This window comes from Pseudomonas sp. CROZ-RG-20F-R04-15 (assembly GCF_022662375.1).
Classification (GTDB): Bacteria; Pseudomonadota; Gammaproteobacteria; order Pseudomonadales; family Pseudomonadaceae; genus Aquipseudomonas.
The window spans coordinates 158,482-173,889 of sequence record NZ_JAKNQL010000010.1 but is presented as its reverse complement, the minus strand read 5'-3'; the positions used below and the strand labels follow the sequence as shown (position 1 = coordinate 173,889).

Here is a 15,408-nt window from a genome sequence, read left to right as displayed (position 1 = left end):
GGTGAAAGTGATGGCCCCTTCGCGAGCAGGCTCGCTCCCACATTTGGAATGCATTCCAAGGTGGGAGCGAGCCTGCTCGCGAAGGCGGTGTGTCAGGCGACGAAGATCACGCGCCCGGAACGAAGTGCTTCTGCGCCGTGCCGCGGGCGATCAGGCGGGAGATGTAGTCGAGCTTTTGCGCGTCCTGATCGACGAAACGGAAGGTCAGTTGCAGCCAGTCGCTGTCCGGTTTTTGCTCGAAGGCGACGACGGCGTGCAGGTAGCCGTTGAGGCGGGCAATCTCGGCGTTGTCGCCCTGCTCCAGATCGAGCACAGCACTGTCGAGGATCTGCGGCAGGGTGTCGGTACGCTTAACCACCAGCAACGCTTCCTTGATGCTCAGCGCCTTGATCACGCATTGCTGAGTACCGCTTGGCAGGCGCAACTGACCCTGACCACGACCGCTGGCCGGAGCCGATGCGGCGGCTGGAGCCTTGACCGGTGGGCTGTTGAGCAAACCACGCGATGGCGCAGCGGCGGGCGCTGGCGCGGCTGCAGCCGGTTTGGCAAACGGATTGACCGCAGCGGCTGCCGGAGCACCGCCGACCACGGCAGGCTTGCCACCGGTCAGGGCACTCAGGGAATCGTTGCCGAACGCCGAGTTCATCTTGGTCGGCGCGCTGTTCATCAGGGTGTCGAGCTTGCCGACCTTGTTCAGCGCCTGTTTGACCTTGGTCAGCAGCTGCTCGTTGGTGAACGGCTTGCTGACGTAGCCGGAAACGCCAGCCTGAATCGCTTGCACGACGTTTTCCTTGTCGCCACGGCTGGTCACCATAACGAACGGCATGGTCTTGAGGTTGTCTTGCTCGCGGCACCAGGTCAGCAGTTCGAGACCGGACATTTCCGGCATTTCCCAGTCGCACAGGACCAGGTCGAAGGCTTCCCTGGCCAGCATGGCCTGAGCCTTTTTACCGTTGACGGCGTCCTCGGTGCGGATCCCCGGGAAGTAATTACGCAGGCACTTTTTCACCAGGTCACGAATGAACGAAGCATCGTCCACGACCAACACACTGATCTTGCTCATCCAACACCCCTATTAAAATCCCGGCAAGCATAACGCTGGCTGATGGCACATTGCCAAAACTCTTCAGTCACGCCGGGACTTTTCGTTCGCGGGTGCTGCTTTTTAATTCGATCTGCCTTGTGAAAAGCACAAACAAAAACGCCCGGCCAAAGGGCCGGGCGCTTTTCTCAGGCAATCTTACTTATCGTCAGCATTGCCCGGAACATTAGCGGTTTCGCCGCTTGTGCCTTCAACTTCTTCCTTCATGCGCTTGAGGCCCATGTGGCGCACGTCGGTGCCGCGCACCAGATAGATGACCAATTCGGAGATGTTGCGCGCGTGGTCACCAATCCGCTCCAGCGAACGCAGCACCCAGATGATGCTCAAGACCCGCGAGATAGAGCGCGGGTCTTCCATCATGTAGGTGGCCAGCTCACGCAAGGCGGTCTTGTATTCGCGGTCGATGATCTTGTCGTACTGCGCCACCGACAACGCCAGATCAGCGTCGAAGCGGGCAAACGCGTCCAGCGCATCACGGACCATGTTGCGTACCTGGTCGCCAATGTGACGAACCTCGACGTAACCGCGCGGCGCTTCGCCTTCTTCGCACAGCTGAATCGCTCGACGAGCGATCTTGGTCGCTTCGTCACCGATGCGCTCCAGGTCGATCACCGACTTGGAAATACTGATGATCAAACGCAAATCGGACGCCGCCGGCTGACGGCGGGCGAGAATGCGCAGGCATTCTTCGTCGATGTTGCGTTCCATCTGGTTGATCTGGTCGTCGATCTCACGCACCTGCTGAGCCAGACCGGAGTCGGCCTCGATCAGCGCGGTCACCGCGTCGTTGACCTGCTTCTCGACCAGCCCGCCCATGGCCAGGAGGTGGCTGCGCACTTCCTCGAGCTCGGCGTTGAACTGCGCGGAGATGTGGTGGGTAAGGCCTTCTTTACTAATCATGTTGGCGTCCTTGGAGCGTCCGGTAAGGTGCGGTGGGCCGCAGCGTCAATCTGTGAATAAACCGCAACTGTCAGCCATAACGACCGGTGATGTAGTCTTCGGTCTGCTTCTTCGCCGGATTGGTGAACAAGGTATCGGTGTCGCCGAATTCCACCAGTTTGCCCATGTACATGAACGCCGTGTAGTCGGACACCCGCGCGGCCTGTTGCATGTTGTGCGTGACGATGACGATGGTGAACTTGGACTTCAGCTCGTAGATCAGCTCTTCGACTTTCAGCGTCGAGATCGGGTCGAGGGCCGAGCACGGTTCGTCGAGCAGCAGCACTTCCGGTTCAACCGCAATGGTACGGGCGATCACCAGACGCTGTTGCTGACCGCCGGACAGGCCGAGGGCCGAGTCGTGCAGACGGTCTTTGACTTCGTCCCACAGTGCCGCACCTTTCAACGCCCACTCGACCGCTTCGTCGAGGATGCGCTTCTTGTTGATGCCCTGGATGCGCAGGCCGTAAACCACGTTTTCGTAGATGGTCTTCGGGAACGGGTTGGGCTTCTGGAACACCATGCCGACGCGACGACGCAGCTCGGCAACGTCTTCGCCCTTGCGATAGATGTTGTTGCCGTAGAGGTTGATCGCGCCTTCTACGCGGCAGCCGTCAACCAGATCGTTCATGCGGTTGAAGGTGCGCAGCAGCGTGGATTTACCGCAGCCGGACGGGCCGATGAAGGCGGTCACACGCTGTTTCGGGATGTTCATGCTGACGTCGAACAGCGCTTGTTTCTCGCCGTAATACAGGCTCAGGCCCGGTACTTCGATGGCCACGGTTTCCTGCTCGAGGCTGAGGCTTTGCTTGTCGCGACCCAGGGCCGACATGTTGATGCCGTGGGTATGTGTTTCGTGCTGCATGGGAGGCTCCCTGTGCTAACAAAATTCGGTTCGGTTTTTGTGGGAGCCAGCCTGCTGGCGATTCAGGCACTGCGGTTTGTCTATGAAACCGCGGTGATGCCTTCGCGAGCAGGCTCGCTCCCACATAGAAATCAGTGCTGCAAATCAGCTGTCCAGTGCTTTGTATTTTTCGCGCAGGTGGTTGCGGATATACACCGCCGACAGGTTCAACGTCGCGATCACCAGTACCAGCAACAGCGCCGTGGCGTACACCAGCGGACGGGCCGCTTCGACGTTCGGGCTCTGGAAGCCGACGTCATAAATGTGGAAGCCCAGGTGCATGATCTTCTGGTCCAGGTGCAGGTACGGGTAGTTGCCGTCCACCGGCAGCGACGGCGCCAGTTTCACCACACCCACCAGCATCAGCGGCGCCACTTCACCAGCGGCACGCGCTACGGCGAGGATCATGCCGGTCATCATTGCCGGGCTGGCCATCGGGATGACGATCTTCCACAAGGTTTCAGCCTTGGTCGCGCCGAGGGCCAACGAGCCTTCACGCACGGTCCGCGGAATACGCGCCAGACCTTCCTCGGTCGCCACGATCACCACCGGCACCGCCAGCAGTGCCAGCGTCAGCGACGCCCAGAGCAGACCCGGTGTACCGAAAGTCGGTGCCGGCAGCGCTTCCGGGAAGAACAAGCGGTCAACCGAACCACCGAGCACGTAAACGAAGAAGCCCAGACCGAACACGCCGTAAACGATCGCCGGTACGCCAGCGAGGTTGTTCACCGCGATACGGATGATCCGCGTCAGGGCGTTCTGCTTGGCGTATTCACGCAGGTACACCGCCGCGAGCACGCCGAACGGGGTGACGATCATCGCCATGATCAACGTCATCATCACGGTGCCGAAGATCGCCGGGAAAATCCCGCCTTCGGTGTTCGCTTCACGCGGGTCATCCGAAAGGAATTCCCAGATCTTGCCGAAGTAGAAGCCGACCTTGGTGAAGGTGCTCATCGCGTTCGGCTGGTAGGCGTGAACCACTTTGCCCAGACCGATTTCGATTTCTTTGCCGTTGGCATCACGAGCGGTCAAGGCATCGCGGTTGAACTGTGCATGCAAGTCAGACAGACGCGCTTCGATGTCCTGATAACGCGCGTTCAACTCGGCACGCTCGGATTCCATGTCCGCTTGCGCGGTGGCGTCGAGCTTGCCTTCCAGTTCCAGTTTGCGACCGTGCAGACGGATGCGCTCCAGGCCTGCGTTGATCGCACCGATATCAGTCTTTTCCAGCGACTTCAGTTGCGCAGCCAGACCATTCACACGGTTGATCCGCGCTTGCAGCTCAGGCCATGCAGCCTCGCCTTCGGCGATGACCTTGCCGTCCTGTTTGACGTTGACCAGGTAGCCGTAGAAGTTGCCCCACTCGCGACGTTCGATCGCCATCAGCTCCGGCGGCGTGGTCTGGTTGGTCAGCCACTCACCGACGATCCACGTGAAGTCGTTGCCGTTCAGGTCACGGTTGCCGACCTTGATCAGCTCGCGGGTCATGAATTCCGGACCTTCATCAGGCACCGGCAAACCGGCGCTCTTCAGACGGGCACGAGGCACTTCTTCTTTCTGCACCACTTCACCGACGATCAGGTGATTGGCCTGACCCGGTACGTCGTAATTGGCGTGGACCAGGTCCGCCGGCCAGAAGTGACCCAGACCGCGCACGGCAATCACTGCCAGCAGGCCAATGGTCATGATGACCGCGATGGACACCGCGCCACCGCTGATCCAGACGCCCGGGGCGCCGCTCTTGAACCATCCTTTCAGGGAGTTCTGTTTCACAGACTTCTACCTTTGCTTAAAGCGACGAGTATTTCTTGCGCAGACGCTGACGAATCAGTTCTGCCAGGGTGTTCATGACGAAGGTGAACAACAGCAACACCAGCGCCGAGAGGAACAGCACGCGGTAGTGGCTGCCGCCGACTTCCGACTCGGGCATTTCCACCGCGACGTTGGCGGCCAGGGTGCGCAGGCCTTCGAACAGGTTCATTTCCATGACCGGGGTGTTGCCGGTGGCCATCAGCACGATCATGGTTTCGCCGACCGCACGGCCCATGCCGATCATCAGCGCCGAGAAGATCCCCGGGCTGGCGGTCAGGATCACCACGCGAGTCATGGTCTGCCACGGCGTAGCACCCAGCGCCAGCGAGCCGAGGGTCAGGCCGCGCGGCACACTGAACACGGCGTCTTCAGCAATCGAGTAGATGTTCGGGATCACCGCAAAACCCATGGCCAGCCCCACCACCAAGGCGTTGCGCTGGTCGTAGGTGATGCCCAGGTCGTGGGAGATCCACATGCGCATATCACCGCCGAAGAACCAGTTCTCCATGAACGGGCTCATGTACAGCGACAGCCAGCCCACAAACAGGATTACCGGAATCAGCAGCGCACTCTCCCAACCGTCCGGGACTTTCAGGCGGATCGATTCAGGCAGACGGCTGAAGGTGAAACCGGCGACCAGAATGCCGATCGGCAGCAACATCAAAAGACTGAAGATGCCCGGCAAATGCCCTTCCACATACGGCGCGAGGAACAGACCGGCGAAGAAACCGAGGATCACCGTCGGCATCGCTTCCATCAGCTCGATCACCGGTTTGACCTTGCGGCGCATGCCCGGGGCCATGAAGTACGCGGTGTAGATCGCAGCAGCAACGGCCAGCGGCGCCGCCAGCAACATCGCGTAGAACGCGGCTTTCAGGGTGCCGAAAGTCAGTGGCGAGAGGCTCAGTTTCGGCTCGAAATCGGTGTTGGCCGCGGTCGATTGCCAGACGTATTTAGGCTCGTCGTAGTTCTCGTACCAGACCTTGCTCCACAGCGCGCTCCAGGAAACTTCCGGGTGCGGGTTGTCGAGCAGCAATGGTTGCAGTTTGCCGCCGGCTTCGACGATGACACGGTTAGCGCGGGGCGACAGGCCGAATACGCCTTGGCCGTCGACCACCTGATCAACCAGCAGCGTGCGGTGCGCGGTGCTGTGGAACACGCCGAGCTTGCCGCTGGCGTCGAGGGCGAGGAAACCTTTGCGACGCTCTTCGGCGGTGATTTCAACGATCGGCGTGGTGCCCATCTGGAAGGTACGAATCTGCTTCAGGCGCAGCTCACCGTCGGTGTCGCGGGCCATGAACCACTGGGCCAGACCACCCTTGGAGTCGCCGACGATCAGCGAGATACCGCCGACCAGTTGCGTGGTTGCAGTGACTTCAGCGTCAGCGTTTTCCAGCAGTTTGTAGCGACCGTTGAGGCTCTTGTCGCGCAGGCTGAAGACGTCGGCCTGAGCCCGACCGTTGACCACATACAGCCACTGCTGGCGCGGGTCGACGAAGATGTTTTTCACGGGTTCAGTCATCTGCGGCAGATCGATACGCTTCTGCTCGTTGGTGACTTCGCCGGTCATCATGTTTTCTTCGCTGGTCAGCGACAGCACATTGAGTTGCGAACCGGTCGAACCGACCAGCATCAGCGTCGTGTCGGTGGCATTCAGGCTGACATGCTCCAGCGCACCGCCGGCTTCGTTCAACGCGATCGGCGTCTCGCCATACGGATACTCGATGGCCGGGGTGATGGTTTTCTTGCCATCGGGGTAGCTGACTTTATAGGTGTGACGGAACACCAGCGCCTGACCGTTGGACAGGCCCACGGCCACCAGCGGATGGCCCGGCTGGTCTTCACCAATGGAGGTCACGGTGGCGCCGGCAGGCACCGGCAGATCGACGCGCTTCAGCTCAGCGCCACTGTCGATGTCAAAGAACAATGCCTGGCCCTTGTCGGAAACGCGCATGGCCACCTGATTCTGCTCTTCGAGCGAAATCATCAGCGGCTTGCCGGCGTCCTGCATCCAGGCCGGGGTGATCGAGTCTTTCGCGGTCAGGTCGGCCCCCTGAAACAGCGGCGCAACCACGTAGGCGAGGAAGAAGAAGATCAGGGTGATGGCTGCCAGCACCGCGAGGCCGCCAACGAGGACGTACCAGCGGGTGAAGCGATCCTTGAGCGCGCGAATGCGGCGCTTGCGTTGCAGCTCAGGCGTATTGAAATCAATGCGCTTGGGAGGATTAGTAGTCATGTGGGAATTGGCCAGATCATTCATGCGCTCACCCTAGCGATCCTGTATGACAGAAAGATGACAGTGCAGTGACGCAGCAAATCCACCGCCAGCGGGACTGGCAGGGGATCAAAAATTTGAGGTGTGGAAAAGGCCGGTCTGCAAGCAGTTCCGGCCTTTTACCTGAGTCCGGCGGGGTTCACCCCGGACTCAATTTGTTACTTCTTTGCGACTTCAGCGCCGCCTTCCTGCAGACCCAGGTCAGCCAGTGCTTTTGCAGCAACTTTGGCTGGCAACGGGATGTAGCCGTCTTTCACTACCACTTCCTGGCCCTGCTTCGACAGCACCAGTTTCACGAACTCAGCTTCCAGCGGCGCCAGAGGCTTGTTCGGGGCTTTGTTGACGTAAACGTAGAGGAAACGCGACAGCGGGTATTTGCCGTTCAGGGCGTTTTCTTCGCTGTCTTCGATGAACTCGGTGCTGCCCTTCTTCGACAGTGCAACAGTCTTCACGCTAGCGGTCTTGTAACCGATACCCGAGTAACCGATGCCGTTCAACGAGGAGCTGATCGACTGCACAACCGACGCCGAACCTGGTTGTTCGTTGACGTTTGGCTTGTAGTCGCCTTTGCACAGGGCTTCTTCTTTGAAGTAGCCGTAGGTGCCGGATACCGAGTTACGGCCGAACAGTTGCACTGGCTTGTTGGCCAGGTCGCCGGTCACGCCCAGGTCGCCCCAGGTTTTTACGTCGGCTTTGGCGCCGCACAGACGGGTCGACGAGAAGATCGCATCAACCTGCTCCATGGTCAGGTGCTGGATCGGGTTGTCCTTGTGCACGAACACAGCCAGGGCGTCCACGGCAACCGGGATAGCGGTTGGCTTGTAGCCGTACTTCTGCTCGAAGGCCGCCAGTTCGGTGTCCTTCATCTTGCGGCTCATCGGGCCCAGGTTGGAGGTGCCTTCAGTCAGCGCAGGTGGCGCAGTGGCGGAGCCAGCGGCCTGAATCTGGATGTTTACGTTCGGGTATTCTTTTTTGTAGTTCTCAGCCCAGAGGGTCATGAGGTTGGCCAGGGTATCGGAGCCGACGCTGGACAGGTTGCCCGACACACCAGTGGTCTTGGTGTAGCTCGGGATCGACGGGTCAACAGCGGCAACCGCGTTGGCAGTCGCAACGCCAGCAGCGACAAAAGTCATTGCCGCCATCAAACGCTTCAGTTTCATGCCTTACTCCTAGCAGATAGGGTGTGTTAAGTCGGGGCCAAGTATCAGCAGGCCGTGTGAACACTCTATGGCTGAAATATGACAATTGGATGAAAGGCCAGCATCGAGGTTTTACTGAATGATTCGTGGTGCCCCCATTCGCGAGCAGGCTCGCTCCCACAGTTGAAATGCATTCCTAATGTGGGAGCGAGCCTGCTCGCGCAGGCGCCGGGACTATTGAGGGAGATTTCGGATCAGCGCCCCTTCTTCCACAGCCACGCCCCGACCAGAATCCCCATCGTACAAAGTACCGCCACATAGTAGGCCGGCCCCATCGCACTCTCCTTCAGCAGCAAACTCACCACCATCGGCGTCAGGCCACCAAAGATCGCGTAAGCCACGTTGTACGAGAACGACAATCCACTAAAACGCACCACCGGCGGGAACGCCTTGACCATCACGTACGGCACCGCACCAATGGTGCCAACCAGAAAACCGGTCAGCGCATACAGCGGGAACAACCAGTTCGGATGATCGGCGAGGCTGTGATAGAAGGTCCACGAGCTGATCAGCAACCCCAGGCAACCGAACACGAACACGCGGCCGGCACCAAAGCGATCCGCCAGTGCGCCGGAGATGATGCAGCCGATGCTCAGGAACACGATTGCCAGACTGTTCGATTGCAACGACTCGGTCGGCGAGAAGTGATAGACCGTTTGCAGCACGGTCGGGGTCATCAGGATCACCACAACGATCCCGGCCGACAGCAACCAGGTCAGCAGCATCGAGATCGCAATCGCCCCGCGATGGTCACGCAGCACTGCGCGCAGCGGCACTTCTTCAGCCAAGGCTTTACGCAGTTGCAGCTCGGCGAATACCGGCGTCTCGTGCAGCCAACGACGCAAGTAGACCGAGAACAGGCCGAACACACCGCCGAGCAGGAAAGGGATCCGCCAGGCGTAATCGGAAACCTCGGCCGGCGTATAAATGCTGTTGATCGCGGTGGCGACCAGCGAGCCGAGCAGAATACCGGCGGTCAGGCCGCTGGTGAGGGTGCCGCAGGCGTAACCCATGTGCTTTTGCGGTACGTGTTCGGAAACGAAGACCCACGCGCCCGGCACTTCACCGCCAATCGCCGCGCCCTGAATCACCCGCATCAATAGAAGCAGGATCGGCGCCCACATGCCGATCTGTGCATACGTTGGCAGCAGACCCATGATCAGGGTCGGCACGGCCATCATGAAAATGCTCAGGGTGAACATCTTCTTGCGCCCCAACAGGTCGCCGAAGTGCGCCATGACGATGCCGCCCAGTGGCCGCGCGAGGTAACCGGCGGCGAAGATGCCGAAGGTCTGCATCAGGCGCAGCCACTCGGGCATGTCGGCCGGGAAGAACAGCTTGCCGACCACGGTGGCGAAGAACACGAAGATGATGAAGTCGTAGAATTCCAGCGCGCCGCCAAGGGCGGACAGCGACAGAGTCTTGTAATCGTTGCGGGTCAACGGTCGTGCGGGTTGCTCGGGCTGCGCGAGGCTCGAAGGCGCTGTGGTCATGGCAAGGGCTTCTCTTATAGTCGGATCTGCCGCCACAACAACGCTGGCGGTGGCTTGGGCAGGTTCGGCACCATAGCAAATTGTTCGAAAAAGCACATAGAGGTGCGTATTTGACGGTCGAAATGAGAACCGGATGGTCGTCGCGGAGTCTACCGACCGATATACTCGCAACCTGCTCCGGTTTGTAGGGGGTTGCTGTGCGAAAACGTCGTTGGCCCGGCCTTTGCTCGGGATTAGCCGGTTTCGCAGAGTTTCTCCTTAGGCGCCTGATGGAAAACGTGACGAACGTAGTATGTTCGGTGCTGAATCGTTTTTCCCGAAGACGGCTACCACCAGCAATACCAACGAAGAGTCACGGGTCAGAGGCACCCCCGGCATGATAGAGCTCGAACAAGAAGATCCGATCCCGCAAGGCGACCTGGCCCTGCAAATCACCGCACTCCCACGCGAAACCAACGGCTTTGGCGATATTTTCGGCGGCTGGCTGGTGGCACAGATGGATTTGGCCGGCACCGCAATGGCCAGCCGTGTCGCTGGCGGACGCGTCGCCACCGTCGCCATCGACCGCATGGCGTTCCTCGTGCCTGTGGCTGTCGGCGCGCAATTGTCCTTTTATACCCAGACCCTGGAAATCGGCCGCAGCTCGATCCAGATGATGGTCGAAGTGTGGAGCGATGACCCGCTGTCCAGCGAGTGGCGTAAAGTCACCGAAGCGGTCTTCGTCTTCGTCGCCATCGACGGCAGCGGCCGCACTCGCTCGGTTCCACCACGCGCGCGTTAAACATCGTCGCCGTTTTACGGTCGATAGTTGTCCTTGTTACTGATCGAGAGCTGTCCCATGAACACGCCCAACGTTGAAGCCGTGAAACTGGATGAACTGAACTGCTGGCGTATCCGCCACGGTCAGGCCGAAGTGCTGGTGGCCCAGCAAGGCGCGCACATCCTCAGTTATCAGATCGATGGCCAGCCGCCGATCATCTGGCTCAACGACAAGGCCGAGTTCAAGACCGGCAAAAGCATCCGCGCCGGTGTACCGGTGTGCTGGCCGTGGTTCGGCAAGTTCGAGCGTAACCCGCAGAGCGTGCAGGCCATGTTTACCGGTGAGCAACCGGCACCCGCGCACGGTCTGGTGCGGGCGATGGATTGGGAACTGGGCGGCATCGAATCAGAGGCTGACGGCGTCAAGGTCGAATTCAAGCTGCCCTACCCCGAAGGTGGCCTGCCGGGCTGGCCGCATCAGGTCGATCTGACCCTGACCCTGCATTTATCCGAGCAACTGAGTTTCAGCCTGACCAGCCATAACCGTGGCAGTGACAGCGTCAGCCTGAGCCAGGCGCTGCACACTTACTTCGCGGTCAGTGACGTGCGCAATGTGCATGTCGATGGCGTGGATGGTTTGAATTACATCGAGACGCTGGATGACTGGAAAACCACCAGTCAGCAAGGTGCTCTGCATTTTGCCGGAGAGACCGACCGCATCTACCTCGATGCTCCGCCACAGCTGAGCATTGTCGATCCAACGTGGGAACGACGCATTGTGCTGACGGCTACCGGTTCGCGCACGGCGGTGATCTGGAACCCGTGGATCGATCGCGCGGCAGCACTGGCCGACATGGACAACGATGGCTGGCAGCGCATGCTGTGCATCGAGACGGCGAATGTGATGGATGACATCGTCACGCTGGCGCCGGGTGCGAGCCATACCATGGGCGTCAGCGTCGCCAGCAAACCGCTCTAAGCAACAGCCGATAAAACTGTGGGAGCGAGCTTGCTCGCGAAAGCGTCGTATCAGTCAACATCAATGTGACTGAGAGACAGCATTCGCGAGCAAGCTCGCTCCCACAATTGTTTTGTATAGGTCTTACAGATCAGATTCCTGCACCACCCGCACTTTGTCCGCTTCCAGCGCATACGCCGCATCGGCCAGATCATTGCTGACCTTCTCGACCTTCAGCGTGCCGGTCACCCACAGCGGCGTGTAGATATCGTCCAGTTTCAAACCTTTCGGATAACGCACCAGCACCAGTTGATTTGGCGGCGGTGGCGGCACGTGGATGCAGGCGCCCGGGTACGGCACAAGGAAGAACAGCGTGCTGCGGCCCTTGGCATCGGACTCCAGCGGCACCGGATAACCACCGATGCGGATGTGTTTGTCGTTCATCGACGCCACGGTCTTGGTCGAATACATCACCGCCGGCAGACCTTTGGCCTGCTTCATCCCGCCCTTCTCGGTGAAGGTGCCGGTGGCTTCCGGGGAGTTGTGGTCGATTTCAGGCATGGCCTCGAGGGCCTTTTGGTCCGACTTGGGCATCAGTTCGAGCCAGTCGGTTTCCGGCAGTTCGCCGGCGTGGGCCAAACCGCTGCCCAGAAAAAGGAGAGTCAACAGAAGACGGCGCATGAAGGTGCTCGGTATAGAAAGGAAGGAACAGTGAATCGCCGAGCATTCTAGCCCTCCCCGCCACTTTGGCAGAGAGGGCTTTGTCGCTTTGGATCAGTTCTTTTTGATCAGGCCGTAGATCACCAGCAACACGATCGCGCCGACCAGTGCGCCGATGAAGCCTGCGCCCTGACCTGCCTGATAAATACCCAGGGCCTGGCCGCCGTAAGTGGCTGCCAGCGAACCGCCGATACCGAGCAGGATGGTCATGATCCAGCCCATGCTGTCATCGCCCGGTTTCAGGAACCGCGCCAGCAGGCCGACGATCAAGCCGATAAAGATGGTTCCGATAATTCCCATGGCAATTCCCTCTCAGTAGTAGATATGCGAAGCCTAGTCAGACTTTGGCATCCTGCCATGAGAGAACGGCGGCCCCTGAATGGTTCCGCCGCTGCCACATGAAACTGCCGTTACTCGGCGATCAGCGCTTCGACCTTGACGATCTGCGCCTGCAGCGTGGCCATGTCGGCGCAACGCAGGTTGGCGTGACCGACCTTGCGTCCGGCCTTGAAGGCTTTGCCGTAGTGATGCAGGTGGCAATCTTCGATGGCGATGACCTTCTCAACCGGCGGTACCACACCGATGAAGTTGAGCATTGCGCTCTCGCCGACCTTGGCGGTCGAACCCAGCGGCAGGCCGGCAACGGCGCGCAGATGGTTTTCGAACTGGCTGCACTCGGCGCCTTCGGTGGTCCAGTGCCCGGAGTTGTGCACGCGCGGGGCGATTTCGTTGGCTTTCAGGCCACCGTCGATTTCAAAGAACTCGAACGCCATGACGCCGACGTAGTTCAACTGCTTGAGCACACGGCTCGAATAGTCTTCGGCCAACGCCTGCAACGGGTGATCGGTGCTGGCCACCGACAGCTTGAGGATGCCGCTGTCGTGGGTGTTATGCACCAGCGGATAGAACTTCGTTTCACCATCGCGGGCACGCACGGCGATCAGCGAGACTTCACCGGTGAACGGCACGAAGCCTTCCAGCAGGCAGGACACACTGCCCAATTCGGCGAAGGTGTCGACCACATCTTCCGGCTTGCGCAGGACTTTCTGGCCCTTGCCGTCATAACCCAGAGTGCGGGTTTTCAGCACGGCCGGAAGACCGATCGAAGCCACGGCGGCATCCAGATCGGCTTGCGATTGAATGTCGGCGAAGGCTGGGGTCGGAATGCCCAGGTCCTTGAACATGCTCTTTTCGAACCAGCGGTCGCGAGCGATGCGCAGGGCTTCGGCGCTCGGGTAGACCGGGACGAATTGCGACAGGAATGCCACGGTTTCGGCCGGGACGCTTTCGAACTCGAAGGTCACCAGATCGACTTCATCGGCCAGTTGGCGCAGATGATCCTGATCGCCGTAATCGGCCCGCAGGTGTTCGCCCAGCGCGGCCGCACAGGCGTCCGGCGCAGGGTCGAGGAAAGCGAAGTTCATGCCCAGCGGAGTGCCCGCCAAGGCCAACATGCGACCCAACTGGCCGCCACCGATTACACCGATCTTCATCTCAACAACCTCAGGCAATACGTGGGTCTGGATTGTCCAGGACGCTGTCTGTCTGCTCGGCACGGAAGGTTTTCAGTACCGCGTGGAACTGTGGGTGCTTGGCGCCGAGAATGCTCGCCGAGAGCAGCGCGGCGTTGATCGCGCCAGCCTTGCCGATAGCGAGTGTGGCGACCGGAATGCCCGCTGGCATCTGCACGATCGACAGCAGCGAGTCGACGCCCGAGAGCATGGCCGACTGCACTGGCACGCCCAGCACCGGCAGGTGGGTCTTGGCCGCACACATGCCTGGCAAGTGGGCTGCGCCACCGGCACCGGCGATAATCACCTCGATGCCGCGGCTCTCAGCTTCTTCGGCGTACTGGAACAGCAGATCCGGGGTGCGGTGGGCAGAGACCACTTTGACCTCGTACGGGATGCCGAGCTTTTCCAGCATATCGGCGGTGTGGCTAAGGGTGGACCAATCGGACTTGGAGCCCATGATCACGCCAACCAGTGCACTCATCGTCGCGCCTCTTCTCTCTGGAGCGCCCGCAGGCGCGTCATAAAACAACAAGCCACGCAGGTTGCGTGGCTTGATTGTACGAAAAATGGCCGGACGTGCCGGCCGAAGGCCGCGCAGTATACCGCAAAGAAAGCAATAAACAGCCCCCGAAACGACCATCTGTCAAATGAGCGAAAGGCCCGGTTTTATTGACCTGAAGGTCAGCGGAGAGACACCTCAAATTTCATTGCGGGAGCGAGCCTGCTCGCGAAGAGGGAGGGTCAGTCAACATTGATGCTGCCTGACCCACCGCATTCGCGAGCAGGCTCGCTCCCACAGGGGCTGCGAGTGGGTTCAGGAGTTTTGTGCGGCGCCGCCTTCGAGCTTGCGCCACAACAGCCGCACGTTGGCTTTTCGCACCAGTGCGCAGCGGTACAGGCGAATCTCCAGCGGCACATGCCATTGCGGGCCGCCGCAGACCACCAGCTCGCCACGTGCCAGCTCAGCACGCACGCTCAACTGCGGCACCCAGGCAATGCCAAGCCCCTCCAGCGCCATGCTTTTCAGGCTGTCAGCCATCGCGGTTTCGTAAATAGTGGTGAAGCGCAACTGACGCTGACGCAACAAGCCATTCACCGAACGCCCAAGAAACGCCCCGGCGCTATAAGCCAGCAACGGCACGCTGGCCTCTCCTTCGAGATCGAACAGCGGCTTGCCCTCCGCATCCGCCGCGCACACCGGGAGCATCTCGGTCTGGCCCAAATGCAGCGAGGGGAAAATCTCCGGGTCCATCTGCATCGCCGCGTCCGGGTCGTAGAACGCCAGCATCAGATCGCAACCACCTTCGCGCAACGCATGCACCGCGTCGCCGACGTTGGTCGCGACCAACCGTGTGGCGATGTTCAAGCCTTCATTACGCAGTTGCGCGATCCAGCGCGGAAAGAAACCCAGTGCCAGCGAGTGAGCGGCAGCGACTTGCATCACCTCGCCCTGCCCGCCTTCCAGATGATGCAGATGGCGCAGCACTTCACCGAGCTGTTCGACGACCGTGCGCGCAGTGACCAGAAACAGTTGCCCCGCCGCCGTCAGTTCGATCGGCGTGCGCGAGCGATTGACCAGAGTCAGCCCCAGTGCCGCCTCCAGACTGCGGATCCGCCGACTGAAGGCCGGCTGAGTCACGAAGCGCCGTTCAGCGGCCTGCGAGAAACTGCGGGTGGCGGCCAGAGCACTGAAGTCCTCGAGCCATTTGCTTTCCAGATTCATCACGTCC

General features: G+C 60.2%; 14 protein-coding genes. 2 read left to right on the top strand and 12 right to left on the bottom strand.

Going from position 1 to position 15,408, the window contains the following annotated elements; all coding sequences use genetic code 11:
- Positions 1-106 precede the first annotated feature (106 nt).
- The 7 genes from L8H52_RS16865 to L8H52_RS16835 all read right to left on the bottom strand — a co-directional run bounded on the left by L8H52_RS16865 (position 107) and on the right by L8H52_RS16835 (position 9,727).
- Positions 107-1,063 carry a response regulator gene (locus tag L8H52_RS16865; RefSeq protein WP_242207864.1) on the bottom strand — a complete coding sequence of 319 codons (957 nt, stop codon included), beginning with the start codon at positions 1,061-1,063 and terminating at the stop codon, positions 107-109.
- A 177-nt stretch (positions 1,064-1,240) separates the two neighbouring features.
- Complete coding sequence (phoU, locus tag L8H52_RS16860; RefSeq protein WP_016985766.1) at positions 1,241-2,002, bottom strand: phosphate signaling complex protein PhoU; 762 nt, start codon at positions 2,000-2,002, stop codon at positions 1,241-1,243.
- A 70-nt stretch (positions 2,003-2,072) separates the two neighbouring features.
- Complete coding sequence (gene pstB / locus L8H52_RS16855; protein ID WP_097089455.1) at positions 2,073-2,906, bottom strand: phosphate ABC transporter ATP-binding protein PstB; 834 nt, start codon at positions 2,904-2,906, stop codon at positions 2,073-2,075.
- Positions 2,907-3,050: 144 nt separating this feature from the next.
- Entirely contained in the window at positions 3,051-4,721 is a 1,671-nt protein-coding gene (gene pstA, locus L8H52_RS16850; RefSeq protein WP_242207865.1) for a phosphate ABC transporter permease PstA, read from the bottom strand.
- Positions 4,722-4,737: 16 nt separating this feature from the next.
- Positions 4,738-6,771 (bottom strand): ABC transporter permease subunit, encoded by a 2,034-nt coding sequence (locus L8H52_RS16845; protein ID WP_172828111.1) that lies wholly within the window; start codon positions 6,769-6,771, stop codon positions 4,738-4,740.
- 422 nt (positions 6,772-7,193) lie between these two features.
- The gene (locus tag L8H52_RS16840; protein WP_242207866.1) at positions 7,194-8,195 is read right to left on the bottom strand and encodes a phosphate ABC transporter substrate-binding protein PstS; all 1,002 of its coding nucleotides are present in this window, start codon (positions 8,193-8,195) and stop codon (positions 7,194-7,196) included.
- 233 nt (positions 8,196-8,428) lie between these two features.
- Positions 8,429-9,727 (bottom strand): MFS transporter, encoded by a 1,299-nt coding sequence (locus tag L8H52_RS16835; protein WP_150749869.1) that lies wholly within the window; start codon positions 9,725-9,727, stop codon positions 8,429-8,431.
- 376 nt (positions 9,728-10,103) lie between these two features.
- Between L8H52_RS16835 and L8H52_RS16830 the strand changes: the two genes are divergently transcribed.
- Both L8H52_RS16830 and L8H52_RS16825 read left to right on the top strand, forming a co-directional pair.
- Positions 10,104-10,508 carry an acyl-CoA thioesterase gene (locus L8H52_RS16830; protein WP_003229628.1) on the top strand — a complete coding sequence of 135 codons (405 nt, stop codon included), beginning with the start codon at positions 10,104-10,106 and terminating at the stop codon, positions 10,506-10,508.
- Positions 10,509-10,565: 57 nt separating this feature from the next.
- Positions 10,566-11,465, top strand: a complete 900-nt coding sequence (locus L8H52_RS16825) for a D-hexose-6-phosphate mutarotase (RefSeq protein WP_242207867.1) — start codon at positions 10,566-10,568, stop codon at positions 11,463-11,465.
- Positions 11,466-11,588: 123 nt separating this feature from the next.
- Here L8H52_RS16825 and L8H52_RS16820 read toward each other — a convergent pair whose 3' ends face one another.
- The 5 genes from L8H52_RS16820 to L8H52_RS16800 all read right to left on the bottom strand — a co-directional run bounded on the left by L8H52_RS16820 (position 11,589) and on the right by L8H52_RS16800 (position 15,401).
- Complete coding sequence (locus L8H52_RS16820; RefSeq protein WP_007920225.1) at positions 11,589-12,125, bottom strand: DUF3299 domain-containing protein; 537 nt, start codon at positions 12,123-12,125, stop codon at positions 11,589-11,591.
- Positions 12,126-12,218: 93 nt separating this feature from the next.
- Positions 12,219-12,464 carry a GlsB/YeaQ/YmgE family stress response membrane protein gene (locus tag L8H52_RS16815; protein WP_003229635.1) on the bottom strand — a complete coding sequence of 82 codons (246 nt, stop codon included), beginning with the start codon at positions 12,462-12,464 and terminating at the stop codon, positions 12,219-12,221.
- Positions 12,465-12,574: 110 nt separating this feature from the next.
- Positions 12,575-13,657 carry a 5-(carboxyamino)imidazole ribonucleotide synthase gene (locus tag L8H52_RS16810; protein ID WP_242207868.1) on the bottom strand — a complete coding sequence of 361 codons (1,083 nt, stop codon included), beginning with the start codon at positions 13,655-13,657 and terminating at the stop codon, positions 12,575-12,577.
- Positions 13,658-13,667: 10 nt separating this feature from the next.
- Complete coding sequence (gene purE / locus L8H52_RS16805; protein ID WP_007920220.1) at positions 13,668-14,159, bottom strand: 5-(carboxyamino)imidazole ribonucleotide mutase; 492 nt, start codon at positions 14,157-14,159, stop codon at positions 13,668-13,670.
- 333 nt (positions 14,160-14,492) lie between these two features.
- The gene (locus tag L8H52_RS16800) at positions 14,493-15,401 is read right to left on the bottom strand and encodes a LysR substrate-binding domain-containing protein (protein WP_127930274.1); all 909 of its coding nucleotides are present in this window, start codon (positions 15,399-15,401) and stop codon (positions 14,493-14,495) included.
- Positions 15,402-15,408 lie beyond the last annotated feature (7 nt).